Source organism: Streptomyces sp. NPDC006314 (assembly GCF_040613075.1).
Taxonomy (GTDB): Bacteria; Actinomycetota; Actinomycetes; order Streptomycetales; family Streptomycetaceae; genus Streptomyces.
On the sequence record NZ_JBEXRL010000002.1, the window covers coordinates 196182 to 219071 of the forward strand.

The window sequence follows — 22890 nt, forward strand, 5'->3', positions numbered from 1 at the left end:
TCAGGCGACGGGGGAGCGCAGGCTCGCGATGGTCTCGGGGAAGCAGCGCGGATCGTCCCAGAGCAGCTGCAGCTCTCTCGCCCAGTGCAGGTCCGGATCGTCGGCGGCGTCCGCGGTCAGCCGCAACGACAGGATGTGACGGGGGAGTTCGGCCGGTGGGACATCGGCGATCGAGGCGGTGAGCTGGTCGAGGAACGCGCTTCCGGGACAGGGCGGCTCCTCGTGTCCGGTCCCGGAGCAGGGCGGAACCCCGTGTGCGCTCCCGGAGGAGGGCTGCTCCTCCTGCCCGGTGCCGGGGCAGCCGGTCCGGGACCAGAGCAACACCGGGACCGGTACGGTGAGGCCGACCTCGAAGTGCTGCCGTGCCGCCGTGGGCGGGGCCGCGAAGCCCGCCAGTCCGGCGTCGCCGTCCCACAGCCGCTTGCGCAGGCTCTGCGGCCGCTCAGGGTTGCCGCACTCGACGCGGTGCACCTCGACTCCGCGTCCGGCGGCCAGCCTCTGCCACTTCTTGCGTAACTGGTGGCGCAAGCGGCCACTGTGGTGGCGCGCGCGGTCGGTCACCACGAGGGGATAGGCGCAACCGAGGGGCGTGCTGTCCTCGGCGCTGCACTCCCAGTGGGCCACCGCCTCGTTGAGCCACTCGCGCGGCAGGACGAACGTCACCAGCTCGTCGGCGTCCGGGGCGAGATGGGCGACGGCCTCGTCGATGCGGCTCTGGACGTAGGCCCGCACCTCGGTCCGCGGCAGCCGGCGCGCGCCCACCGGCCGGCGCCGTCCGTCGCGGTAGGCGGACACCTCCACGGTCACCTGGTCGGGACCGGCGCCACTGTGATCGATCTCCACGACGACCGGGGACCAGGCCGGGGCCGCCGGGCACGCCGGGGTTCCTGCGGGGCTTCCGTCGAGCAGTTCCCGGAGCCGGTCGGCGAACCGGCTCACCGCCTCCGGGTCCGGAACCTCCCACTGGAGATAGGCGGCAGCCGCCCACAGCGAGGTGAACCCGCCCGGAGGCAGGGGCGGCCCGAAGGCGCCCACCGCGTCCACGTACAGCCGGTTCGGATCGCACACCCGGTCGGCGCCCGCGGACCGCCGCAGCAGCGCGTACAGCCGCCGCCGAGCGTCGCCCCGATGGCCGGGGGTGGGCACCAGTTCGCCCAATTCGGGCCAGTACCGGACCATGACGTCCAGCGGCAGCATCCGGCCCTTGCGTACATCCGGCGTCCCCGACGCCGCGGTGACCATGCCGACCACCCTGCCGTCCGGCAGGGTCGCCGCCGCCCCGCTGAATCCGGCCACGAGCGGCTGCCCGTGGCCGTTCCACGCCACCAGCTCCAGCCACTCGTCGGCGATCAACTGGCCCGAGACCGCCTGGTATTCGGCGAGCGTTCCTTCGTCGTAGCCCTCGGGGAAGCCGTAGGCGATCAGTTTGGGGCACGGCTCGGCGTACGCGGCGTCGGGCGGTGCGAAACCGGCCGGGGCGAGGGGGACGTCACGGGACAGTTCGAGTACGGCGACGTCGCCGGGATCGGTGACGTCACCCGCCCAGCCGCCATGGGCGACGACCGACGCGGACAGCTCGCCCAACTCCCTGGCGTGCGGGAAGGTGACGGTCACCGCCGCCCTGCCGCTCCACCTGACGACGTGGGCACAGGTGAGCACCCGGCGGCCGGCGATCAGGAATCCGGCTCCCACCTCGTCGCCGCAGACGATCCGGGCATGCCAGGCAGCACTGCTCATCACCGGTCGACGGACTCCGGGCCCGGCACGGCCTGCCCCGGCACGGGCTGCGCCGGAGGCTGCCCGGGGGACCAGCTGAGTTTGACGACCAGGTGGCCTTCCGTCGATCCCTTCGCGATGACGGCACCGGCCTCCGCGGACAGCCGCACACCGAACTCGATCTCCACCGCGTCGGGGCGCAGGGTCCCGTCCCGGAAGACCCGCAGCGCGGCCGAGGCCGCCGCCCGTACGCCCTCCAGCGCTCCCTCGAAGGTGCGCGCCGCCTGCGCCGGTCCGTCACCGCGCGAGACAAGGCGGGCGCCGGATCTGGTGGCGACGTCCTCCACCACGACGAGCGCACCATCCTCGGTCCTGAACTCCACCAACCCGTCCATGGCGACGCTCGCTCCCCCGTCGTACCTGACCACTGACCAACTCTTATGTTACGGAAGGTGCTTCGGCTGTCACACCTTTGAAGGCGGGTGGTGGGGCATCCGCCGAGGTTGGCGAGAACCCGCCACTGCGCCATCCGCCGCCTCCGGTCGACTCCGTTGTGGCTCGGGCCCTCACCGACGCCGGGACCGAAGCGCTGCCACTGATCGTGACCTACGGCAGGAGCACACGGGCCGCGGCCCCGGCCGGCGCCGAGAAGACCCGCAGCCTGCACCGGGCGGCCGTGGAGGCGGACAAGGGGCGCACCTTCTGGCGGTCCTTCACCCGGACCTCCGGTATCGACAAGATGTGGCTCGACGGGCGGGTGACAGCGGACCTGGCCCAGAGCAACGCCCAGATCGGCACGCCGACGGCCTGGGACCCGGGGCTCACCGGCACGGGCGTCACGGTCGCCGTCCTCGACACCGGCGTGGACCTGGACCACCCCGATCTGCCCGACCGGGTGAGCCGGACCCGGAGCTTCGTCGACGGGCAGGAGGCCGCCGACCGCAACGGCCACGGCACGTTCACCTCCACGGTGGGCGGCAGCGCAGCGGCCTCCGACGGCATGGAGAAGGGGGTGGCGCCGGGCGCCACGCTCGCCGTCGGCAAGGTGCTCGGCGACCAGGGCTCGGGCAGCGAGTCCCAGATCATCGCCGGGATGGAGTGGGCGGCCCGGGACGTGCACGCCAGGATCGTCTCCATGAGCCTGGGCTCCACCGAGCCGAGCGACGGCACCGACCCGATGGCCGAGGCGGTGGACACCCTCTCCGAGGAGACCGGCGCGCGATTCGCAGTCGCCGGAAACACCGGCGCCCCGTCCTCCATCGGCTCGCCCGGTGCCGCCGACTCCGCCCTCACCGCGGGCGCGGTGGACGCCGACGACCAGGCGGCCTACTTCACCAGCGCCGGCCCCCGCTACGGCGACAACGCCCTGAAGCCCGACCTCTCGGCCCCCGGCGTCGACATCCCCGTCTCGCTGCGGGCCTCGGCCCAGGACGACAAGGGCGGCTCGGTGACCCAGGAGACCATCCGGGCGGTGGCGGTGAAGTGACCTACGGCCGGGGGCGGTCCGCGTGGCCGACGATGCCCCGGACCACCCCCAGCGTCACCAGGTCCTGCGGGCGGATCCGCAGCTGCCCGGCGGTCGCCTCCACCTCCCGCAGGGGGCGTTTGAGGATGGCCGCCGCGAGTTCCGGGGCGATCACCGAGAAGTAACTGTCCGGTGTGGCCCAGGTGTTGCCGGGTGCGGCCAGCGCGAGTGCCCCGCCGGAGCCGCCCTCGCCCACGACGAGCGTGGTGACCGGGACCCGGGCGGCGGCCACCGCCCCGAACGCCTCGGCGATCGCCGCCCCGGCGCCCTGCCGTTCCGCCTCCGCGTCGTTCGCGGCGCCGGGGGTGTCCACCACCGTCAGCACCGGGATGCCGAGCCGGTCCGCCAGCCGCACCAGCCGGGCCGCGGTGCGATACCCCGCGGGCCGGGTCGCCGTACCGGTCTGCGCCGCGTAGGCCACGGTACGGCCGTCCCGTTCACCGAACCCGCACAGCATGCCGTCGGGGTCGGTACCGCCGCACCGGTCACCGCTGAGGGCGACACGGTACGTGAAGTAGGCGTCCAGGTAGGCCTGGGCGCGGGGGCGTTCGGGGGAGCGCGCGCGGCGGACGGCGTCCCAGCCGGTTGCGGGCAGAACGGCGCCGCCCAGGGCGGCCGGGACCGGAGCGGGCTCGATGTGCCGCTCGCGCGCACCGGGCGCCGTGCGCTCTTCCGTGTGCTCGGAGGACTCGGCCGGGTGCGCGGCCGGCGTCGCGGTGCCGGGAGCGCTGTCGCGATGCACGGGTACCGCCGCCGTGCCGGAAGCACCGCCGGGCCGCCCGGCCGCCCCGCCGGAGAGCAGCCGCAGCCACGACCCCAGCACCCCCTTCAGCTCCGCCGGATCCACCACCGCGTCCACCGATCCCGCCGACACCTGGGCCTCCGCCGTGTACGCGGCCGGGTCGGCGTCCGGTGGCCGGACCCGGGAGCCGGCGAAGCCCACCTGGGCGCCGGGCAGGGCCAGGACGATGTCCGCGCCCGCGCCGAGCGTGGCCCAGCCGCCGCCCGTCGTCGGGTCCCGCAGGACCGCGATCTGCGCCAGGCCCGCCTCCCGGGTGAGCGCCGACTGCCGGGCCACGCGCTGGAGCTGGGTCAGCGCGAGCATGCCCTCCTGCATCCGGCTGCCCCCGGTCGCGATCAACGGCACGACCGGCAGCCGGTGGTCCCGGGCATACGTGTACGCCGCCTCCAGCCGGTCGCCGGTGCGCTCGCCCAGCGAGCCGCCCAGGAAGCCGAACTCGAAGGCGACCAGCACGGCACGGGTGCCGTCGACGCGCGCGGTGCCGCAGACGACCGACTCCTCCTCGCCCGTGCGCTCGGCGGCCCGGGCGCGCGAGGCGTCGTAGCCCTGCCAGCCGAGGGGTCCGTCCCGCGTCGTCTCCCTTGGGGCGCACGGGAGTTCCGTGAAGCTCCCGGTGTCCGTGAGGAGCGCCAGCATCTGCCGTGCCGACCGTCGTTCAGGCATCGGCCAGGGCCCGCTTCATGATCTTCCCCATGTCGTTGCGGGGCAGCGCGTCCAGGTAGCGGACGACCCGCGGCCGCTTGTGCGGGGCCAGCCGCCGGGCCACATGGTCCGCCAGTTCCTCGGCGGCGGGCGGTGCTTTCCCGTCCACCGGGACGATCCAGGCCACGATCCGCTCGCCCAGGTCCGTGTCCGGCTCCCCGGTGACCGCCGCCTCGCGCACCCCCGGGTGCTCCAGCAGCGCGTTCTCGATCTCACCCGCCCCGATCTTGTATCCGCCGCTCTTGATCAGGTCGGTGGCCTTGCGGCCGACGATGCGGACGTACCCGTCGGGCTCGCGTACCGCCATGTCCCCGGTGCGGAACCAGCCGTCCTCGGTGAACGCGTCGGCTGTGGCGTCGGGCCGGTTCAGGTACTCGGTGAACAGGTTCGGGCCGCGGACCTGGATCTCGCCGACACTCTCCCCGTCGTACACGGCGATCCGCGTACCGTCCTCCTCCACCAGCCGCAGCTCCACGCCGGGCAGCGGTACCCCGACCGTACCCGCCCGGGCCTCCCCGTCGGCCCGCACACTGGTGTTCATCAGCGTCTCGGTCATGCCGTACCGCTCGATCACCCGTCGCCCGGTCGCCGCCGCGATCCGCTCGTGGTCGTGCACGGGCAGCGCGGCCGAACCCGAGACCAGCAGCCGGGCCCGGCCGAGCGCCTCGGCCAGCACCGGGTCCTGCGGCAGCGCCTCGGCGATGCGGTGGTACATCGTCGGCACCCCGAACAGCATGGTCGCGCCGCTGTTCAGTTCCCGTGCCACCCCCTCGGGGCTGAACCGCCCCAGGTGCCGCACCGAACCGCCGCGCCGCAGCGGGCCCAGAATGCCCAGCACGAGCCCGTGCACATGGAACAGCGGCAGCCCGTGCACGAGCACGTCCTCCCCGGTCCACCGCCAGGCGTCGGCGAGGGCGTCCAGGGTCGTCGCGAGCGCCCGTCGCGGGAGCACCGCGCCCTTGGGCGGGCCGGTGGTGCCGGAGGTGTAGACGACCAGCGCCGGATCGCCGTCGCAGGCCCGCTCCTCGGGGGCGGTGCCGGTGGTGGCGGAAGCGTCGACGACGACCCGCTCCAACGCGCCGAAGACGGGCGGCAGTTCGGTGCCGGGCGCGGCGAGAACGAGGGACGGCGCGCTGTCGGAGAGGATGTGCGCCAGCTCCTTCTCGCCCGACTTGGGGTTCAGCGGCACCGCGGCCACCCCGGCGAGCAGCGCGCCCGTCACGGCGACGGCGGTCTCCAGCTCCGGGGTGGCCCACACGGCGACCCTTCCCCAGGCTCCCGACCCCGCCCGAGCAGGAGGGACCCCCAAGGTCTCCCGCAGCCGCGCGGCCAGCGCACCGGCGGCCCCCGCGAGCTCGCCGTACGTCAACGACCGTTCGCCGAACCGCAGGGCGATCCGTTCGCCCGGACCGTCCGCCAGGGCGGGGAAGAGGGAGGACACGGGGCGCACTCCTTACTGCCGACGCGGGGCCGGCTGTCGGGGACGACAACACCCTTCCTACACCAGGAGTCTTGTGCCCACGACCGTGCTCAGGTCGGGGGCGAGCCGCAGTTCGGCCGCCCGCAGCGCGGGGTGCTCCAGCCAGTGCAGCCGGGCCCGGTCGACCTCGCCCTCGTGCAGCGGCGGCCAGCCGGTCGCCGGGGTGAAGTCGTCCACGACGACCGTCCCGCCCGGCACCAGCAACCGCTCGACGTCGGCGGGCCGGTCCCCGGGCGCCTTGCCCTGCCCGCCCCCGTCGAGGACGAGCAGGTCGAACGGGCCGTACCCCTCGATCCGCCGCCAGTCGCCGGTGAGTACGGTGACGCCGGGCCGGCCGGCGAAGACCCCGGCGGCCGCCCGCGCCCGCTCCGGGTCCCGCTCCACGCCGTACAGCCGCACGCCCTGGCCCGCCCCCGCGGCCAGCCAGGCCAGCCCCACCCCGAGCCCGGTACCGGTCTCCCCGACACGGAACGGCGCTCCACCCGCCAACGCGTAGAGCAGACGGCCCTGTTCGGGGCGGCAGGAGTGGGGGAAGCGGTGCGCCCGGGCGGCGGCCAAGGCGTGCCGGACGAGGGGCGGGAGCGTGTCGGCTCCGGTGTACGCGTCGGTTCCGCCGGCTGCCATGGTCCTTTCCTACCGGAGCACCGAGCCCTCGTGCCACCGCGGCCTGTCTGGCCCCCGCGCCGATTGTTAGCCTCACCGGTGATCGAACCGTCGTACGACAGGGAGGCCGCCGTGCCCCGCATCGCCCTCGCCACCTACGACCCCGGAGCCGGGCCCAGCCACGACAAGGACCTGTCGGTGCTGGCGCGGGCGCTCACGGACGCGGGCGCCGAGGCCGAGGCCCGGTACTGGGACGACCCGGACGCGGACTGGGGCGGCTACGACCTCGTCGTCATCCGTTCCACCTGGGACTACAGCTGGCGGGCCGAGGAGTTCACGGCCTGGGTGGAGCGGGTCGGCGCGCTGACCCGGCTCGTCAATCCGGCCCCGGTGGTGCGCTGGAACACCGACAAGCGGTACCTGGGCGAACTGGCGGCGGCCGGTGTGCCCACCGTCCCCACGCGCTACATCGCCCCGGGCGAGCCGGCCGACCTGCCCGCCGACCACGAGTACGTCGTCAAGCCGACGTCCGGCGCGGGCGCCCGGTTCGCCGCCCGCTACACACCCGCCGAGCACGACACGGCGCTACGGCAGCTCGCGGCGATGCACGCGGAGGGGTTCACCGCGATGGTGCAGCCGTATGTGCGGGGCATCGACGTCAGCGGGGAGCGCGCGCTGCAGTTCTTCGGCGGGGGCCTGCTGCACGCCAGCCGCAAGGGCGCCGTCCTCGCGCCCGGCACCCCTTACGACGCCGACAAGGTGGCCCACCCCGACCTGGAGCCCTGGCAGCCCACGGACGAAGAACTCGCCGTCGCCGAAAAGGCGTTGGCGGCCGTACCCGGCGGGCCCGGACTGCTGTACGCGCGCGTGGACCTCGTCGACGGCGAGGACGGCGAACCCCGCCTGATGGAGCTGGAGCTGATCGAGCCCAACCTGTTCCTGTGGCTCCACCCGGACTCCCTGTCCCGCGTGACGGAGGCGATCCTGGCAGCGACCGAGCACGACTAGCGCAACCCCGCTCCCGCGGTACAACCGGTGCGGTTCCCGCGGTGGTGATCGGTCTGCCGCCACGGTGTTCGGCCGGTGCGGTCTCTGCGGTGGTGACCGGTGCGCACGCCACCGTGGCGTCTAGCGTGCTCCCACCGTGGCCCGGCACGCCTCGGCGTACGCCCGGACCAGCGGCCGTCGGCCGTCCTCGCGGCGCCAGGCCAGCGCGTACCGGCTGGGGCCGATGCCCCGCACCGGGCGGGTGGTGACACCGCCCAGGCTGATCAGGGGGGCGTTGCCCACGGCGACCAGGCAGACCCCGAGGCCCGCGACCAGCGCTTCGTACGTCTCCTCCGCGCCCGCGATCTCCGCGCCGACCCGGGGCGGCCGGCCCGCCCGGGCGTCCACGGCCAGCCAGTGATCGCGCAGCGCGCCCGCGCTCTTCGGCAGAGCCAGGAACGGCTCGTCCAGAAGGTCCGCGAAGTCGATCTCGGCGCGGGCGGTGAGCGGATGCGTATCGGGCAGCGCGAGCAGGCGCTGTTCCTCGGCGACCACCGTCCAGGAGTAGCGCTCCTCGCCGGGCAGCGGCAGCCAGACGAAGGCGATGTCCGTCTCACCGTCCGCCAGGCCCGCGGTCGGGTCGTCCCAGCTCAGCTGGCGCAGCCGGACCGTGACATCGGGGTGCGCGGTGGTGAAGCGGGAGCGGATGGCGGGCAACAGGCCGCCCCGGCCCGGGCTGGTGCTCATGCCGACCAGGAGCGTGCTGCGCTGCACCGCCTTGGCCGCCTCCACCGCCGCCGCTCCGGCCTCCCAGGCGGCCAGCACCTTCCGGGCGTGCGGCAGCAGCGCCTCGCCGACCGCCGTCAGTGCCACCCCGTGCTGATCCCGCCGGAACAGCTCCGTTCCCAACTGCCGCTCCAGCACCCGGATCTGCTTGCTCAGCGCGGGCTGCGACACGTAGAGCCGCGCGGCGGCGCGTGTGAAGTGCAGTTCCTGCGCGACCGCGAGGAAGTACCGCAGGTCCCGTGCGTGGACGTCGCTCGTCATAGCCATTGGTTACCACCGCGGATCTTGGACGGGCAACGGCACTCGGCGGCAGGCTGATCCATGTCGGACGACGAGTTCGGAAGACGACGAGTTCGCAAGACCACGAGTTCGCAAGATCACGAGTTCGCAAGATCACGAATACGGGGAATCGACATGAACAAGGTATGGCTGGTGACCGGTGCGAGCAGCGGCTTCGGGCGGGCTGTCACCGAGGCGGCCGTGGCCGCCGGCGATGTGGTGATCGGCGCGGCCCGGCGCCCGGAGGCCCTCGACGACTTGGTGGCAACCCACCCCGACCAGGTGGAGGCGCTGCGCCTGGACGTCACCGACACGGCCACGATCGATGCGGCCGTACGGGATGTGGTGGCCCGGCACGGGCGGATCGACGTGCTGGTCAACAACGCGGGCCGCACGCACGTCGGCGCGGTCGAGGAGACCACCGAGCAGGAACTCCGGGACCTGTTCGACCTGCATGTCTTCGGCCCGACGGCCCTCGTGCGGGCGGTGCTGCCGCACATGCGGGAGCGGCGCTCGGGCGCGATCGTCCAGATGAGCAGCATGGGCGGGCAGATGTCCTTCGCGGGCTTCGGGGCCTACAGCGGGACCAAGTTCGCGCTGGAGGGCATCTCCGAGGCGCTCGCGGACGAGGTGGCCGAGTTCGGGATCAAGGTGCTGATCGTGGAGCCGGGCGCGTTCCGGACCTCGCTGTTCGGCACCGGCCGGGCCGGGGCCAGCCCCGACAGCGGCGTGTATTCGAAGGTGGGCGATACCCGCGGCTTCGTGTCCGGCGGCGACGGCACCCAGCCCGGCGACCCGGCCAAGGCGGCGGCCCTGATCCTGGCCGCGCTGGAGGCGGAGCACACTCCGCTGCGGCTGCCGCTCGGCGACGACGGGGTGAGCGCCGTGCTGGCCCACCTCGACCAGGTCCGCGAGGACATCACCACGTGGGAGAAGCGGACCAGGGCGACGGGCTTCGGCGACTGAGCGCGGTTCAGGCGACGACCGCCGTCCGCTGCAGCAGCCCCCAGGTGAACTCGGCGACCACCTCGTGCCCCGCACCGTCCCGGTCGGGCGCGGTGAAGGCGAGTCCCCACCGGGTGGGCGCCGTGCCCTCCAGCGGGCGGGCCGGGGCGAAGGCGCGGGCGGCCTCGTCCACCGTGCAGGACCAGGGGACGAGGTCGTCCAGGGTGGCCAACGCGGGCGCCGGAGCACCCGGCGCCCGCACCAGCCACTCGTTCCAGACCGCCCCGCCGGGCCCGACCAGCACCTCGAAGCGCAGGTCGGGCCAGAGGGGCAGGGCCCACCGCCGGGCCTCGCAGCCGACGTCACCGAGGCGGCGCGGGACGACGGCCTCCGGTTCGCCGAGGACCGAGCGGTACCGGGCGGCGGCGGACCGCGATCTCGGCGAACGGACCATGGCCTGCCAGCGCCTGTTGGTCTCCCGCATATCCGCGATCGACACCCCGAGCCGCCGGCGGGCGTCCTCGACCAGCTCCGGATTGTGGTCGGCCATGCGGCGCAGCAGCACCAGCTGGAAGTCGAGTGGCATGTCCCCATGGTGCCCCTGGGCAGGGGCGTGGTTCCCGACCATTGCCCGCGCAGGCCTCACTGACTAGCCTGTGTTCGTCATGCCGATCGCCTGTTGATATGTCGAACATCTCGACGTCGATTTCTCCGACAGGCGCTTAGACCCAAGGGAGGGGGCCGGACGTGGGACGCCTCGTGCCTGCCGTGACCCGGGCTCTCGACATTCTTGAGCTGTTCCTCGACGGGGACGGGACGCTCTCCGCCCCCGACATCGTGCGCAAGCTGCGGCTGCCGCGCACCACCGTGCACGAGCTGGTCACCACGCTCGCCGCACGGTCGTACATCGTGCAGGTGCCCGGACAGCCCGGACGCTACCGGCTCGGCGTACGCCCGTACCAGCTCGGCAGCCGCTACGCCGAGCAGCTCGACCTCGCCGCCGAGGGCCAGCAGGTGGCCCGCTCGGTCGCCGAGACCTGCGACGAGACGGTGCACGTGGCCATCCTCGAGGGCACCGACGTCATCTACATCGCCAAGGTCGACTCCACGCACGCCGTGCGCATGGTCTCGGCCGCCGGCCGCCGGCTCCCCGCCCACTGCACCTCCGTCGGCAAGATGCTGCTGGCCTCGCTGCCGGAACAGGAGCTGGCCGCGCGCATCCCGGACGGCGCCGAGCTGACCGCGATGACCCCGAACAGCGTCACCGAACCCGCCGTGCTGCGCGAGGCGGTGGCGGAGATCCGGCAGCGGGGCATCGCGGTGGAGAACCGCGAGTCCAACCCGGACGTCTCCTGCGTGGCCGCGCCGGTCCGCGACCGCACCGGCCAGGTCGTCGCCGCCCTGTCCATCTCCGTCCCGATGATCCGCTGGAGCGAGGAACGCCGGGCCGAGCTGGAACAACTCGCCGTGAAGGGCGCCGCCGAGCTGTCGGAGCGGCTGGGCCACCGGAGCGCGGTATGACGGCGTACGAGGTCGCGGTACGGGCCGAGGCGACGCTGGGCGAGGGCCCGGCCTGGGACCCGGCGTCCGGGCGGCTGATCTGGCTCGACATCCTGGGCATGCGCGTCCACACCTACGACCCCGCGACGGGCCGCCGTACGGTGCGTACGACCGAACAGCACATCGGCGCGGCCAAGCCCCGGGCAGGGGGCGGCCTGGTGCTCAACCTCCGGGACGGGGTCGGCCTGCTGGACCCCGACGACACCTTCCGCTGGCTGCACCACGAGCCGGTCGCGGGCCGCCGGGCGAACGACGCGGCGGTGGCCCCCGACGGCTCCCTCTGGGCGGGCACGATGCGGTACGACGAGGCGACGGGCGGCGGCACGCTGTCCCGGCTGGCCGGGGACGGCACCGTGCGGACGGTCCTGCCCTCCGTCACGGTCAGCAACGGCACCGGCTGGAGCCCGGACGGCCGCCTGATGTACTACGTCGACACCCCGACGCGCCGCGTGGACGTCTTCGACCACGACGGGGAGGGCGTGTGCAACCGCCGCCCGCTGACGGAGATCGAGGAGGGCGCGGGTTTCCCGGACGGCCTCACGGTCGACGCGGACGGGTGCGTGTGGGTGGCGCTGTGGGACGGGGGAGCGGTGCGCCGCTACACGCCTGCCGGCGAGCTGGACCGAGTGATCACCTTGCCGACGCCGCGTACGACGGCCTGCGCGTTCGGCGGCGCCGACCTGACCGACCTGTACATCACGACGGCCCGGACGGGACTGCCGGCGCCGCATCCCACCGCCGGCTCACTGCTGGTGGTACCCGGCGCGGGGAAGGGCCTGCCCCAACCGGCGTTCACCGGCTGACCGTCGTCTGCGTCCTCCCGCCGAAACGGCACCCAGCGCTCTCCTCACGCGACACGGGGCTGATGGCTGATCTCTGTCACGCTCGTCGTCGCCCGTGCCCGGACTTCGGCGACGTCCTCACGGCGCCGTAGGGCGCGGGAGATCGCGGCGATCTCCTGGAGGAGGCTCGTGGGGTCGGGCCCGGCCGCCGGCTCCGGCGCGTGGGCGGCCCTGCTCTCGACGGCGTCCAGAATGCCCACCGCCGCGGCCAGCGCCCGCGCCCGGTCGGGTGGATGGCCGAGGGCGAGCGCGGCGTCGTACGAGCGCCTGCCGAGGCCCGTGTCGATGTGCCGGGCCAACGGCAGCAGCACGTCCCGGATGAAGGTCTCCCGCCGGGTCAGCCGCAGCTCCGGCGTGGCCCGCAGCACGAACGGCACGCCCTCGCCGCTCACGGCCCGCATCAGCCGGTACAGCGGCCGCAGTTCGCGGCAGGCGAGCCTGATCCGGCAGCGGTCGTGGAGATACTGGCCGGCGTGCGGCAGGATGAAGCCGGCCGCGACCAGGATCGCGGACAGCGACGCGACCGGCGGAGCCAGGTTCGTGCTCAGCCAGTCCAGGTCCCGCCCGCACCAGCGCGCGACGACGGCGGTCAGCTTGGCCCCGTCGAAGACCAGGTTCAGCGCGTACCCGGCGCCCAGCAGCTTCAGCCCCCAGCGCAGCCAGGCGTCCAGGCCCGCGGTGTGACCCCAGTTCCAGATGAGCCGGAAGGTGATCAGGCAGGCCACGCCGTGTGCGGCCAGGTAGAGCAGGATCTCCTCGCGCATGAAGGGTGTGTTGGCGTAGTACGTGTCCAGATCCCGGATCCGTTCCACGGGTGCGTCGGCGAGCAGGAACAGCGCCCACAGCGCGACGATCACCCCGCAGTACACCGAGGCCACCCGGCGCAGTGCGTGCCGGGTGGCCACCGAGCGGTCGGACAGGCCGTTGCGCCAGGTGATGATCAGCAGCAGGCAGGAGCCGGACATCGCGGTGATCAGCGAGTAGCACCAGGGCGCCGCGAAGTTGGGCACGCCGGTCAGCCGGTTCATCCGGGCGATCGTGGACGGCGTGCAGAACACGAACACCGCGCAGGCGAGCACCAGCAGTCCGCCGACGGCACGCAGCAGCGGGTCCCGCCACAGCCGGATGATCGTGGGCAGCTTGATCACCAGGGCGACCGTGAGCACCACGGTGGGGACCCAGAAGGAGATGTAGAACTCGTCTAAAAGTGCGGAGGGGTCGAGGGCCAGCCGGGTCACCGCGCGGTTCCTCCCCGTCCGCGGTAGCCGAGAGTGCGCTGCACGGGGCCTGGCGGGGCATCACCCGACCCGGTCACGTGCGAGCGGAACAGGGTGGCCAGGCGGTGCCCGAAGTCGTCGGCCTCGGCCTCGTCGGCTTCCCGGGAGCCGTTGCGGGCGGCCACCGTGAGCGCCATGTCCCGCCAGCCGGGCGTCTCGGCGAACGCGCGGGCCGCCGCGGCCCCGGCCAGGTGGTGATGCCGGTGCCCGGCGTGCAGGTGCCACAACTCGTGTCCGAGGATGACCAGTTGCTGTACGGCCTCGGCCCGCTCCTCCACGATGACCAGGTCGAAGTCGGCGAACTCCATCCAGAGTCCGGTGACCTCGATCTCGTCCGGGAACCGTTCGAAGCGCAGCTCCACGGGCCGTCCGCCGCGCAGCGCGCTCATCTCCTCGCAGAGTGCCCGGCCCAACTCCCGTACGCCGTCGGGTGTCCCGGGCCGGGCGTGGACGGCGGCGGCGAGGTCGCCGGCCAGGGAGCGCATCGCCGAGGCCGGGTGGGAGCGCCGCAGTCGTGCGGCCAGGCGTGCTGCCCTCTCTCGCGCGCCCCCGAAGCTCATCGGTCTCCCTTCCCACCGCGGTGTGCGGCCGGTCCGAGCGTACGCGCCTGGGTGTGTCCGCGTCATGCGATCCAGCGACCGCCGTTCAACGGGGAACCACCTATGAGCTGGTGTGCAACCCAGGGACGCGGAAGCGCTTCGCACCCACGGTCCCGTTCGAAGCACGAGCGTCATTCGATATCCCGCCAATGGCACTGCTGACCGGACCTGACGACCGTCACCGAAGACAGCGCGCTCTCGGACGCCGACCCCGACGCCCGCAACACCCTCGACGACCCCCAGCGGGTCGCCCCGCACACCGTCGAGGGCGCCGCCCTGGAGGACGGCACCCTCACCGCCGTACTGGAGCCGCTGTCCGGGAACGTGATCCGGCGGGCGTGACTCGGTCGGCGCGGCTCAGTGGCCGGGGGAGGGGACCGGGGTCACCGGTACTCCTCCGGCCGCCCCGCCCAGCAGGGTCAGGCTCACCTTGCCCGGCCCGGACAGCGTGGTGAACTCCGAAAGGACCGCCAAGGCCAGGGAGTTGGTGCCCCGGGTGCGCAGGACGCCGTTGGGCAGGACGAAGGTGTGCTGCGGGCCGACGTTGTTGATGTACTGGCCCATGTTCCAGCCGTTGAGGAAGATCTGCGCCCGGTAGGCCCGGTACGGGTCGTCCTCCAGGACCAGGCCGATCGAGGCGTCGACGTCGGCCGGCACCGACAGCCGGAACGTCGTCCGGTACCAGGTCACGCCCTGGTACCGAGCGGCCCGCGGGAAGGTCACCGCCTCCCAGTCCCGGTCCGGGAGGCCGGGCAGATGCCAGCCCTCCCGCTCCCCGTACAACCCGCCGTTGTTCATGGGTCCGCGCACCGCGTCCGCGGCCGCCTCGCCCTGGATGCGCCATGTGATGTCGGGTGACGCCCCCTTGAAGGAGGCCGCGGTCAGTCCGCGGGCGACCTTGTGGGTGTCGAGCGCAGTGCCGTCCTGGTCGTGCTGCATCCGCCGGACCAGCACCGACAGCACGTGCCGGCCGGGGGAGCGCAGCTGCTCGCGGACCGGGAAGACGGCCGTGTCCGCCCAGCTGCCCTTGCGGATGGTGGTGGTCTTGTCCGGCACCGGCATCCGGTGCGTGCCCAGCGGTTCACCGTCCAGCCACGCCATCAACAGGCCCTGGGTGCCGGTGCTGTAGCCGAGCGAGACCTCCTTCAGGCCCCTGGAGTCGGTGAAGGATCCCCGGTACCAGACGTCCCCGTAGTGGAAGCCGTAGTCATCGGCGAACAGCACCGGTCCGCCGTCCGGCACGGCCGTCGTGCTGTACGACGAGGTCTTGTCGGCTACCTTCCACGACGAGTCGTCGAAACCCGGACCCGCCTCCGGGTTCTCCCTGCCCATCCGCCAGCCGCCCAGCTCGGGCAGCCGCACCTCGGGGGCCGCGGGCAGCAGGCCGGTGGTCATCACGCTGCCGGAGAGGGTGACACGGGTGGGCAGGGTGCGCCCGTTCCACACCAGCGTGTCGATCCCGCGGGGCCCCCACACCTCCACGCCCGTCGTCTCGGTGACGTCACCCGTCAAGTGGACGGCCGAGCCCCGCACTTCGGCGTGCCGCAGCAGCTTCGGCCCGTATACCAGCAGGGTTCCGGACGGGGTGTCGTACGGGAACAGGCGGACGGCGGTGGCGTCGTCGGTGAAGAGCAGCAGCAGCGGAGTGTCGCTCTCGCCCTTCTGCACCAGCACCCGCGTCAGTCCGCCCTCGCCCAGGGGCGCGTTCACGTGCAGTTCGTTCCGGTCGTAGACCCAGGCGGCCTCCGGATCCAGCCGCTGGACGCTCGGCTCGGCCGGGCACTTCAGTACCAGCTCCGCCATGTCGCCTTGCCGCCCCGAGAACAGGGCGATGTCCTGCCGGCCCGTCGTCAGGCACAGCACCGGCTCGGCGGTGGAGTACTTCAGTGTCCGCCGGCCCAGCGACAGCCCGGTGGTCAGCAGTCTGGCGTCCTTGCCGGGCACGGTGATCCGCAGGTCACCGGCGTCGGTCGGCAGGTCGGTGGTGACGGGCTTCGTGCCGTCGTTGCGGGCGATGTACACCTGGGCGCCGGTGTCCGGATTGGCCAGGTGGTACACCTTCAGGCCCTCGGCCCTCACCTCCGCCGCCTTGTCCAGCTTGGCGAAGTCGGGCACACGTTGCAGCAGATGGCCGAGCTGGTGCATCGGGACGATCTTGTCGGTGACGTTCCGGCCCTCGTCGATCGCGGCGCCGTAGTCGTACGACGTGTAGACGACCGGCGCGGGCAGCCAGCCCCACGAGGTCCCGCCGAAGGTCATGTACACGTTGTGCAGGGTGAGCCCGTTGGCGAGGTTGGTCAGGTAGAAGCGGCGCTCGTAGGCCGCGTCCCGGGTGCGCCGCGACTCGGCGTACCCCTTGCCGTCGAACCAGGCCCCGCCCCAGGGGTCGAACCAGCCGCCCCCGAACTCGGGGACGAACCCGGGTGTCGACGGCGAGGCGGTGGCGCCGCCCTTGAGCCCGCCGGGCCCGTAGTGCCCCCAGTCCGGCGGCGTCTGGGAGGGCGACGGATACCCGTCGAACCCGTACAGCCAACCGCCCTTCTCCCCGCCGGTGTCGAACGCCCCCGGGGTCCAGTAGCCGTTCCGCCCCTTGTCGTTGTGGAACAGCGGCACGTCGATGCCGTCCGCCCGCACCTTCTTGTACAGGTGGGACATGTAGTTCCGGCCGGTGGCCTCGGTGACGTGGGAGTCGTACTCGTTCTCGATCTGGTAGAGCAGGATCGTGCCGGTGCCCTGCGTGAACAGATGCCTGCACGCGATCCGGTTCACCTGTGACAGCCACTCGTCCACATGTGAGAGGTAGGTCGGGTCGTCGGTGCGTGCCGTGCCCTTCGTCGCCGTCAGCCAGCCCGGGAAGCCGCCGCCGTCGACCTCGGCGTTGATGTACGGACCGGGCCGCAGGATGACGTACAGGCCGGTCTCGGCGGCCATGCGCAGAAACAGGTCCAGGTCCCGGACGCCGGTGAAGTCGTACCGGCCGGGCGCGGGGGAGTGGTAGTTCCAGGCCACGTAGATACTGACCGCGTTGTAACCGTGGGCCCGCATCTTCTGCAGCACGTCCCGCCACAGGGAGGGGCTCGGCAGCCGGAAGGGGTGCAGCTCACCGGACCACACGACCAGGCGCCTGCCGTCGACGAGCAGGGAGTAACGGTCGTACCCGATGGTGTGCCGCTCCCCGTCGGCGCCCGGCGGGGCGGGCGCCGGGCCGGTCGGCACACTGCGCGCCGCGTACGCCGAGGAGGCCCCGGGGCCACCGCTGCCGCCCAGGGCGAGGCCGAGCGCGGCCGAGCCGGTCAGGGAACTGAAGGTACGTCTGCTGAGCGCCAAGGTGGATCCTCCCGAGCGATCTTACGGGGGCGCGGATCCGGTCATTCTCCATGGAAGTACCCCCCACAATGGACCCATGAGGATCTCGGCGCGGGCGGATTACGCGGTACGGGCGGTTCTGGAGCTGGCCGTACGGCAGGGTGACGGCCCGGTGAAGGCGGAGGAAATCGCCGCCGTACAGGGCATCCCCCACAAGTTCCTGGAAGGGATCCTGGGCGACCTCCGACGCGCGGGAATCGTCGACAGCCGGCGCGGCGGGGGCGGCGGCTACCGGCTGGCCCGTGACGCGGCGGCGATCACGGTCGCGGACGTGATCCGCGCGGTCGACGGCCCGATCGTCTCCGTCCGCGGCGAACGCCCGACGGGCCTCGCCTACACCGGCACCGCACAGCCCCTCCTGCCCCTGTGGATCGCCCTGCGCGCCAACGTCCGCCGCATCCTGGAGGGCGTCACCCTCGCCGACCTCGCGGCGGACGCGCTCCCCGAGCCGATCCGGGCGCTGGCGGCGGAACCGGCGGCCTGGGAGAACCCCTAGAAGGCCGCAGAGCCACGGTGTGTCCGGCGGGGCAGGTCACGGTGGCGGCGGTGGTGTCGATGGTGAAGTCGTCGAGGGGCCCGCCTCGCTCCAGCCACCCCATGACGAAGAGGGACCACCGGCCTCCGGCCGGACAGCCCGTCAACAAGATCTTCATGAGCCTTCTGGGGTCTGTCGCCGCCGCCGACGGTCGACCGCCTCACCACATGTGCGGATGATCTTCCGCAAGCTCTCCTTGCGGACCCGAGACACCCCGTCGGTGCGGATCGACGGACTCGGCCTGAGCCGCTCGTGACACGACACACGCGCGGCGGCCGGCGTCATTACCTGCCAGGTCATCGACCCCGACCCGCCCCCGACGGCAGGATCGTGGACGTCGAAAGCCGATACGGCCGGAAGGAAGCCATGTCCGCCTACGCGATAGCCCACCTGCAGGAAGCCGCCCCGCACCCGGAGGTCGCCGAATACATGGCGCGCATCACCGCGACCTTCGAACCGTACGGCGGCCGTTTCCTCGTGCACGGCGCCCCGCACGAGGTGAAGGAGGGCACCTGGCCCGGACACGTCGTCGTGATCGGTTTCCCGTCGATCGCCCAGGCACGAGCCTGGTGGGACTCGGACGCGTACCGGGAGATCGCGCCCCTGCGCTCGCGTCACATCGACGGCGACATCATCCTGGTGCCCGGCGTGCCCGAGGGCTACGACGCGACCGCCACCGCGAAGGCGATGCTGGCGGCGTTCCCCATCGACCGGACCGCCTCCGGGAGTTGATCGAGCGGGCCGGCGGCTCGCCTGTGCGGCGACCGCAAGTGAAAACCCCGGTGTGAATGGCCGGAGATCCCTCTCCCCGGCCCGGGCGGGGCTCCCTACGCTACCCACGCCTCCCTTCCTCCTTCACAGATGACGCACGGTTTCTTCAAAGGTGAACGGGTGGACGGGAGGTGCACCCCCCACTCGACGACAAGGGAGAAACCATGGCTGGTGGACTCCTCCTGAGCGGCGCCGTAGCCGCTCTCCTCACCACCGTGCTACCCGCTCAGTCCCCGTCCCCCGTGTTCGACGACCCGCCACCGGACAAGATCGTCATCGACGTGGCGACGGTGAACGGCTCGGGCTGTCCCGCGGGTACGGCCGCCGTGGCCGTGTCCCCGGACAACACGGCCTTCACGGTGACGTACAGCAGTTACCTGGCCCAGGCCGGCGGTAACTCCGATCCCACGGCCTTCCGTAAGAACTGCCAGCTCAACCTGGTGGTCCACGTGCCCCAGGGCTTCACCTACGCCGTCGCCAGCGTGGACTACCGGGGCTTCCTCTCGCTCCAGCCCGGTGCGACCGGCACACAGAAGGCCTCGTACTACTTCCAGGGCTCCTCGAGCACCGTGCCGAGAAGCCACCCCTTCAACGGCCCCTACAACGACGACTGGCAGGCCACCGACAGCACGGACTGGGCCCAACTGGTCTGGGCGCCCTGCGGTGTCCTCCGCAACTTCAACATCAACACCGAACTGAGAGTGAACGCCGGGACGTCGGCCCCGGGCAAGGTCAGCTTCATGACCATGGACTCGACGGACGGGGACATCAGCACGGTCTACCACCTGGCGTGGAAGGAGTGCCCGCGGCCCTAGCCCTGGCGCTGCTGCCGTGGGCGGGGTGGGCCCGCTGTGGATCACACGGGCCCACCCCGCCCACGATCGAAATCATCGCTCGGGGAGCGCCGTTGCCGAACTCCATGAGCGGGACGAGGGTTTCGGTACCCACAAGCGCTTTCCCGTGGTGGTGCCAGGGCGCTCGGCATGGGGATTCCTCCCCGTTTCCAGCGCTCCAGCCACTCGATCCGGCCGGGAACGGCAGGCCTGATTCCGGCCCGCGTGTGCCGCCGGCCGGGGACATGACCGGCTGTCCTTCCCAGCCGGCCTAACCCGCCTGCCCCATGCCCGCCGCGTTCGGCCAGCTCTGGGCGTTGGGCCAGCCCGTCGCCGGGGCGGGCGTCAGGCCCGTGGCGGGAGCCGGGGCCGTCATGCCCCGTACCTGGGCCGCGGTGAGGCCGCCGCGGGCCGGGACGCCGGGCGGGGTGGGCGCGGCGGCGGCCGCGGGTGCCGGTACCGGTGTGGGGGCCGGCACCGGTGCCGGGATGGGGGCGGGCGTCGGGAGCGGTGACGGCTGCGGTGACGGCTGTGGTACGGGCTGTGGCGTGGGTGCCGGTGCCATCGGCTGCTGGGTCGGCAGGGGTGCGGGCACCGGCGTCGGCGTGGGTGCCCGCATCGGCGTGGGCACCGGGGTCGGCGGGGGCGTCGGGGTCGGCGTGGGCACGGGTGCCGGCTGGGCTGCCGCCGGCATCGGCATCCCGGCGCCGGGCTGCACGGCGGCGGGGAGCGGCATGCCGGTGCCGGCGGCCGGGGCGGGAGCGGAAGCGGCGGTGGCCTGTGCGGCGAGCCCCCGCGTACCGGACCCGTTGGTCGCACTCATCAGCCGGTCCACGGCCGCCGTACCCGAGCTGTAGCTGGTCCCGGTGCCCAGCTCGGGTACGGCGGCTCCCCTCCTGGACCCGTAGAGCACCTGCTCCAGGCCGGACACCAGGCGACGCACGTCGACCTGGGGGCGCACCACGAGTCTCAGGAAGCGGCTGGAGGAACCGATCTTGTTGCCGCACTCGCGGACCAGGATCCGGTGCTCGGTGAGCATCCGGTCCCGGACCACCGTGCCCTCGGCGCCGACGGGAAGGCGGATGAAGAGGAAGTTGCCCTGGGAGGGGTAGACCGTGAGCCCGGGGAGCGCGGAGAGCTGGCTGGCCATCTCCAGACGGTCGCGGCGGACCTGCTGGAGGCTCTGCGCGTACTCGGCGCCGTGCTCCTTCAGCATGAACACCACGTGCTCGGCGAAGGAGTTGAGGTTCCACTTGGGCAGCATCGAGCGGACCTTGCCCGCGAGCGCCGGGTTGGCGACCAGGTAGCCGAAGCGTATGCCGTGCAGGCCGAAGTTCTTTCCGAGGCTGCGGAGCACGACCACGTTGGGGCGGAGCATCGCCTCCTGGACGACGCTCGGTTCGGCCTCCGCGTCGGCGAACTCGAGGAAGGACTCGTCCACGACCACCAGGTCGAGGTCGGCCATGGCGTCCATGAACTGCACCACCGCCTGCTTGCGCAGATAGCCGCCGTCGGGGTTGTTGGGGTTGCAGATCACGGCCACGCGCGTGCCCCGGGCACGGATGAACTCGGCGTACTGGGCGAGGTCCAGGGCGAAGCCGTTCGCCTCCTGGAGCGGGAACATGTCGACCCGCTTGCCCGTCTCCATCGGCTGGTCGGTCCAGCGGCCGAAGGTGGGGACCGGGATCGCCAGGGACTCACGGACGAGGAGGTGGTCGATCCAGGTGATCAGCTCCGTGGAGCCGTTGCCCATCGCCACGCACTGCGGGGGAAGTTGCAGCAGGCTGCACAGCTCAGCCGTGATGGTGTCGGCGCTGCTGGGGTAGTACGTGACGATCTCGCGCAACCGGGCCGACATCTCGTCGAACATCGCCGGAGTGGGGAAGTACGGGTTGCACGGGATGCAGAAGTCCACCGGGCCGGCCCCGTCGCCGCCCTCCCGCGTCAGCGCCGCCATCGAAGGGCTGTGCGCGGCGGTGCCGCGGAACAACGAGGTGACGTTGCCGGACAAGGGAACCTCCGTTCAGGTGGCCCGTGCGGGGGAGCACGGGCCGCCCTTGGATACGGAGGGCACGGCAGTGGTGTTCAACTCACCGGCCGTGTGAGCCGGTTCACGCCCCGAACGTGTGGATCGTCGTCGTCCGGTACGTCTGCCCGGGCCGGAGTACGGTCGACGGGAAACCGGCGTGGTGGGGCGAGTCGGGGAAGTGCTGTGTCTCCAGGCAGAGCGCGTCGCCCTGGCGGTAGGTGCGGCCGCCGGTGCCGGTGAGGGTGCCGTCGAGGAAGTTGCCGGAGTAGAACTGCAGGCCCGGCTGGTCGGTGGCGATCTTCAGGGTGCGGCCGGAGCGGGGATCACGCAGGGTCGCGACGCGCTCCGGCTCGGCCGTGATGCCCTTGTCCAGGACCCAGTTGTGGTCGAAACCCTTGGCCTGTACCAGCTGATCATGGCCGACGCGGATGTCCCGGCCGATCGGCTTGGCGTGCCGGAAGTCAAAGGGGGTGCCCGCGACCTCGGCCAGTTCGCCGGTAGGGATCAGGCCCGAGTCGGTGGGGGTGTAGCGGGAGGCGGCGATGCGCAGTTCGTGGTCCTCGATCGTGCCGCTGCCCTCGCCGGCCAGGTTCCAGTAGACGTGACTGGTGAGGTTGACGATGGTCGCCTTGTCGGTGGTGGCCTCGTAGTCGATGCGCCATGCGCCGTGCTGGGTGAGGGTGTACGTCACCTTGGTCTTGAGCGTGCCCGGGTAGCCCATCTCGCCGTCGACGCTCGTGTAGTGCAGGTGCAGGCCGACGTCGGAGCCCTTGGTGAACGGCTCCACGTCCCACACGTGCTTGTCGAAGCCCTTGGCTCCTCCGTGCAGGCTGTTCGCGCCGTCGTTGACGGACAGCTGGTGGCTCTTGCCGTCGAGGGTGAACTGCCCCTTGCCGATGCGGTTGCCGTAGCGGCCGATCAGCGCGCCGAAGTACGGGCTCTTCGCCACGTAGTCGGCGATGTTGTCGAAGCCCGCGACGACGTTGGCGTGGCGGCCGTACCGGTCGGGGATCTCCAGGGTCTGGACGATGCCACCGTAGGAGAGGACCTTCAGGCGGGTGCCGCCGTTCTCCAGGGACCAGCGATGGATCCTGGTGCCGTCGGCGAGCTTGCCGAAGGGTTCCTTCACCGGCTTCCTGCCTCCGGAGGAGGCCTGGGCGGTGCCCGTGCCGAGGGTGGTGGCGGCGAGGCTGGCCGCCGCGGCTCCGGCGATGACCGTGCGTCTGTTCAGTTCCATGGCTGCGGCTCCCGCA

At 72.5% G+C, this 22890-nt stretch carries 19 protein-coding genes and 2 pseudogenes; 9 read left to right on the forward strand and 12 right to left on the reverse strand.

Annotated elements, in window-relative coordinates; translation table 11 throughout:
- On the reverse strand, positions 1 to 1737 hold the full coding sequence (locus tag ABZ079_RS03955) for a trypsin-like peptidase domain-containing protein (protein WP_356937801.1): 1737 nt from the start codon (positions 1735 to 1737) through the stop codon (positions 1 to 3).
- On the reverse strand, positions 1737 to 2111 hold the full coding sequence (locus ABZ079_RS03960) for a CU044_2847 family protein (RefSeq protein ID WP_356937802.1): 375 nt from the start codon (positions 2109 to 2111) through the stop codon (positions 1737 to 1739). The genes ABZ079_RS03955 and ABZ079_RS03960 overlap by 1 nt, the downstream gene beginning before the upstream one ends.
- Positions 2112 to 2257: 146 nt before the next feature.
- Here ABZ079_RS03960 and ABZ079_RS03965 point away from each other — a divergent pair.
- Positions 2258 to 3181, forward strand: a pseudogene (locus ABZ079_RS03965) (S8 family serine peptidase); the annotation flags it as partial.
- A 22-nt stretch (positions 3182 to 3203) separates the two neighbouring features.
- Here the strand turns inward: ABZ079_RS03965 and ABZ079_RS03970 are convergent.
- Genes ABZ079_RS03970 through ABZ079_RS03980 form a run of 3 tightly spaced genes read right to left on the reverse strand, consistent with a single transcriptional unit; the run spans position 3204 to position 6849 of the window.
- Positions 3204 to 4706: a carboxyl transferase domain-containing protein gene (locus tag ABZ079_RS03970; RefSeq protein WP_356937803.1), complete on the reverse strand. Its 1503-nt coding sequence runs from the start codon at positions 4704 to 4706 to the stop codon at positions 3204 to 3206.
- Positions 4699 to 6186 (reverse strand): acyl-CoA synthetase, encoded by a 1488-nt coding sequence (locus ABZ079_RS03975; protein ID WP_356937804.1) that lies wholly within the window; start codon positions 6184 to 6186, stop codon positions 4699 to 4701. The genes ABZ079_RS03970 and ABZ079_RS03975 overlap by 8 nt, the downstream gene beginning before the upstream one ends.
- Before the next feature lie 57 nt (positions 6187 to 6243).
- The gene (locus ABZ079_RS03980) at positions 6244 to 6849 is read right to left on the reverse strand and encodes a class I SAM-dependent methyltransferase (protein WP_356937805.1); all 606 of its coding nucleotides are present in this window, start codon (positions 6847 to 6849) and stop codon (positions 6244 to 6246) included.
- A 111-nt stretch (positions 6850 to 6960) separates the two neighbouring features.
- Here ABZ079_RS03980 and ABZ079_RS03985 point away from each other — a divergent pair, with 111 nt between their 5' ends.
- Entirely contained in the window at positions 6961 to 7836 is an 876-nt protein-coding gene (locus tag ABZ079_RS03985) for a hypothetical protein (RefSeq protein ID WP_356938117.1), read from the forward strand.
- A gap of 120 nt (positions 7837 to 7956) precedes the next feature.
- On the opposite strand, the gene ABZ079_RS03990 is transcribed toward ABZ079_RS03985, so the two are convergent.
- On the reverse strand, positions 7957 to 8868 hold the full coding sequence (locus tag ABZ079_RS03990) for a LysR substrate-binding domain-containing protein (protein ID WP_356937806.1): 912 nt from the start codon (positions 8866 to 8868) through the stop codon (positions 7957 to 7959).
- Between the two features lie 147 nt (positions 8869 to 9015).
- On the opposite strand from ABZ079_RS03990, the gene ABZ079_RS03995 reads away from it, so the two are divergent.
- The gene (locus ABZ079_RS03995) at positions 9016 to 9846 is read left to right on the forward strand and encodes an oxidoreductase (protein WP_356937807.1); all 831 of its coding nucleotides are present in this window, start codon (positions 9016 to 9018) and stop codon (positions 9844 to 9846) included.
- A 7-nt stretch (positions 9847 to 9853) separates the two neighbouring features.
- Here ABZ079_RS03995 and ABZ079_RS04000 read toward each other — a convergent pair whose 3' ends face one another.
- Positions 9854 to 10411: a hypothetical protein gene (locus ABZ079_RS04000; protein WP_356937808.1), complete on the reverse strand. Its 558-nt coding sequence runs from the start codon at positions 10409 to 10411 to the stop codon at positions 9854 to 9856.
- 161 nt (positions 10412 to 10572) lie between these two features.
- On the opposite strand from ABZ079_RS04000, the gene ABZ079_RS04005 reads away from it, so the two are divergent.
- Entirely contained in the window at positions 10573 to 11346 is a 774-nt protein-coding gene (locus ABZ079_RS04005; protein WP_356937809.1) for an IclR family transcriptional regulator, read from the forward strand.
- Positions 11343 to 12188: an SMP-30/gluconolactonase/LRE family protein gene (locus tag ABZ079_RS04010; RefSeq protein ID WP_356937810.1), complete on the forward strand. Its 846-nt coding sequence runs from the start codon at positions 11343 to 11345 to the stop codon at positions 12186 to 12188. The genes ABZ079_RS04005 and ABZ079_RS04010 overlap by 4 nt, the downstream gene beginning before the upstream one ends.
- A gap of 44 nt (positions 12189 to 12232) precedes the next feature.
- Here ABZ079_RS04010 and ABZ079_RS04015 read toward each other — a convergent pair whose 3' ends face one another.
- Positions 12233 to 13465 carry an MAB_1171c family putative transporter gene (locus ABZ079_RS04015; RefSeq protein WP_356937811.1) on the reverse strand — a complete coding sequence of 411 codons (1233 nt, stop codon included), beginning with the start codon at positions 13463 to 13465 and terminating at the stop codon, positions 12233 to 12235.
- On the reverse strand, positions 13462 to 14064 hold the full coding sequence (locus ABZ079_RS04020; RefSeq protein WP_356937812.1) for a toxin-antitoxin system, toxin component family protein: 603 nt from the start codon (positions 14062 to 14064) through the stop codon (positions 13462 to 13464). The genes ABZ079_RS04015 and ABZ079_RS04020 overlap by 4 nt, the downstream gene beginning before the upstream one ends.
- A gap of 204 nt (positions 14065 to 14268) precedes the next feature.
- Between ABZ079_RS04020 and ABZ079_RS04025 the strand changes: the two are divergent.
- Positions 14269 to 14445: pseudogene (locus ABZ079_RS04025) on the forward strand (alpha-L-arabinofuranosidase C-terminal domain-containing protein); the annotation flags it as partial.
- A 15-nt stretch (positions 14446 to 14460) separates the two neighbouring features.
- Here the strand turns inward: ABZ079_RS04025 and ABZ079_RS04030 are convergent.
- The gene (locus ABZ079_RS04030; RefSeq protein ID WP_356937813.1) at positions 14461 to 17430 is read right to left on the reverse strand and encodes a beta-galactosidase; all 2970 of its coding nucleotides are present in this window, start codon (positions 17428 to 17430) and stop codon (positions 14461 to 14463) included.
- A gap of 76 nt (positions 17431 to 17506) precedes the next feature.
- On the opposite strand from ABZ079_RS04030, the gene ABZ079_RS04035 reads away from it, so the two are divergent.
- The 3 genes from ABZ079_RS04035 to ABZ079_RS04045 all read left to right on the forward strand — a co-directional run bounded on the left by ABZ079_RS04035 (position 17507) and on the right by ABZ079_RS04045 (position 19590).
- Positions 17507 to 17965 carry an Rrf2 family transcriptional regulator gene (locus ABZ079_RS04035; protein WP_356937814.1) on the forward strand — a complete coding sequence of 153 codons (459 nt, stop codon included), beginning with the start codon at positions 17507 to 17509 and terminating at the stop codon, positions 17963 to 17965.
- 405 nt (positions 17966 to 18370) lie between these two features.
- Positions 18371 to 18736: a DUF1330 domain-containing protein gene (locus ABZ079_RS04040; protein WP_356937815.1), complete on the forward strand. Its 366-nt coding sequence runs from the start codon at positions 18371 to 18373 to the stop codon at positions 18734 to 18736.
- 203 nt (positions 18737 to 18939) lie between these two features.
- Complete coding sequence (locus ABZ079_RS04045) at positions 18940 to 19590, forward strand: DUF4360 domain-containing protein (RefSeq protein WP_356937816.1); 651 nt, start codon at positions 18940 to 18942, stop codon at positions 19588 to 19590.
- 289 nt (positions 19591 to 19879) lie between these two features.
- Here ABZ079_RS04045 and ABZ079_RS04050 read toward each other — a convergent pair whose 3' ends face one another.
- Together ABZ079_RS04050 and ABZ079_RS04055 are read right to left on the reverse strand one after the other, a co-directional pair.
- Positions 19880 to 21619: a histidinol-phosphate transaminase gene (locus ABZ079_RS04050; RefSeq protein ID WP_356937817.1), complete on the reverse strand. Its 1740-nt coding sequence runs from the start codon at positions 21617 to 21619 to the stop codon at positions 19880 to 19882.
- Positions 21620 to 21719: 100 nt separating this feature from the next.
- Entirely contained in the window at positions 21720 to 22874 is a 1155-nt protein-coding gene (locus tag ABZ079_RS04055) for an aldose epimerase family protein (RefSeq protein ID WP_356937818.1), read from the reverse strand.
- Between the last annotated feature and the right edge of the window lie 16 nt (positions 22875 to 22890).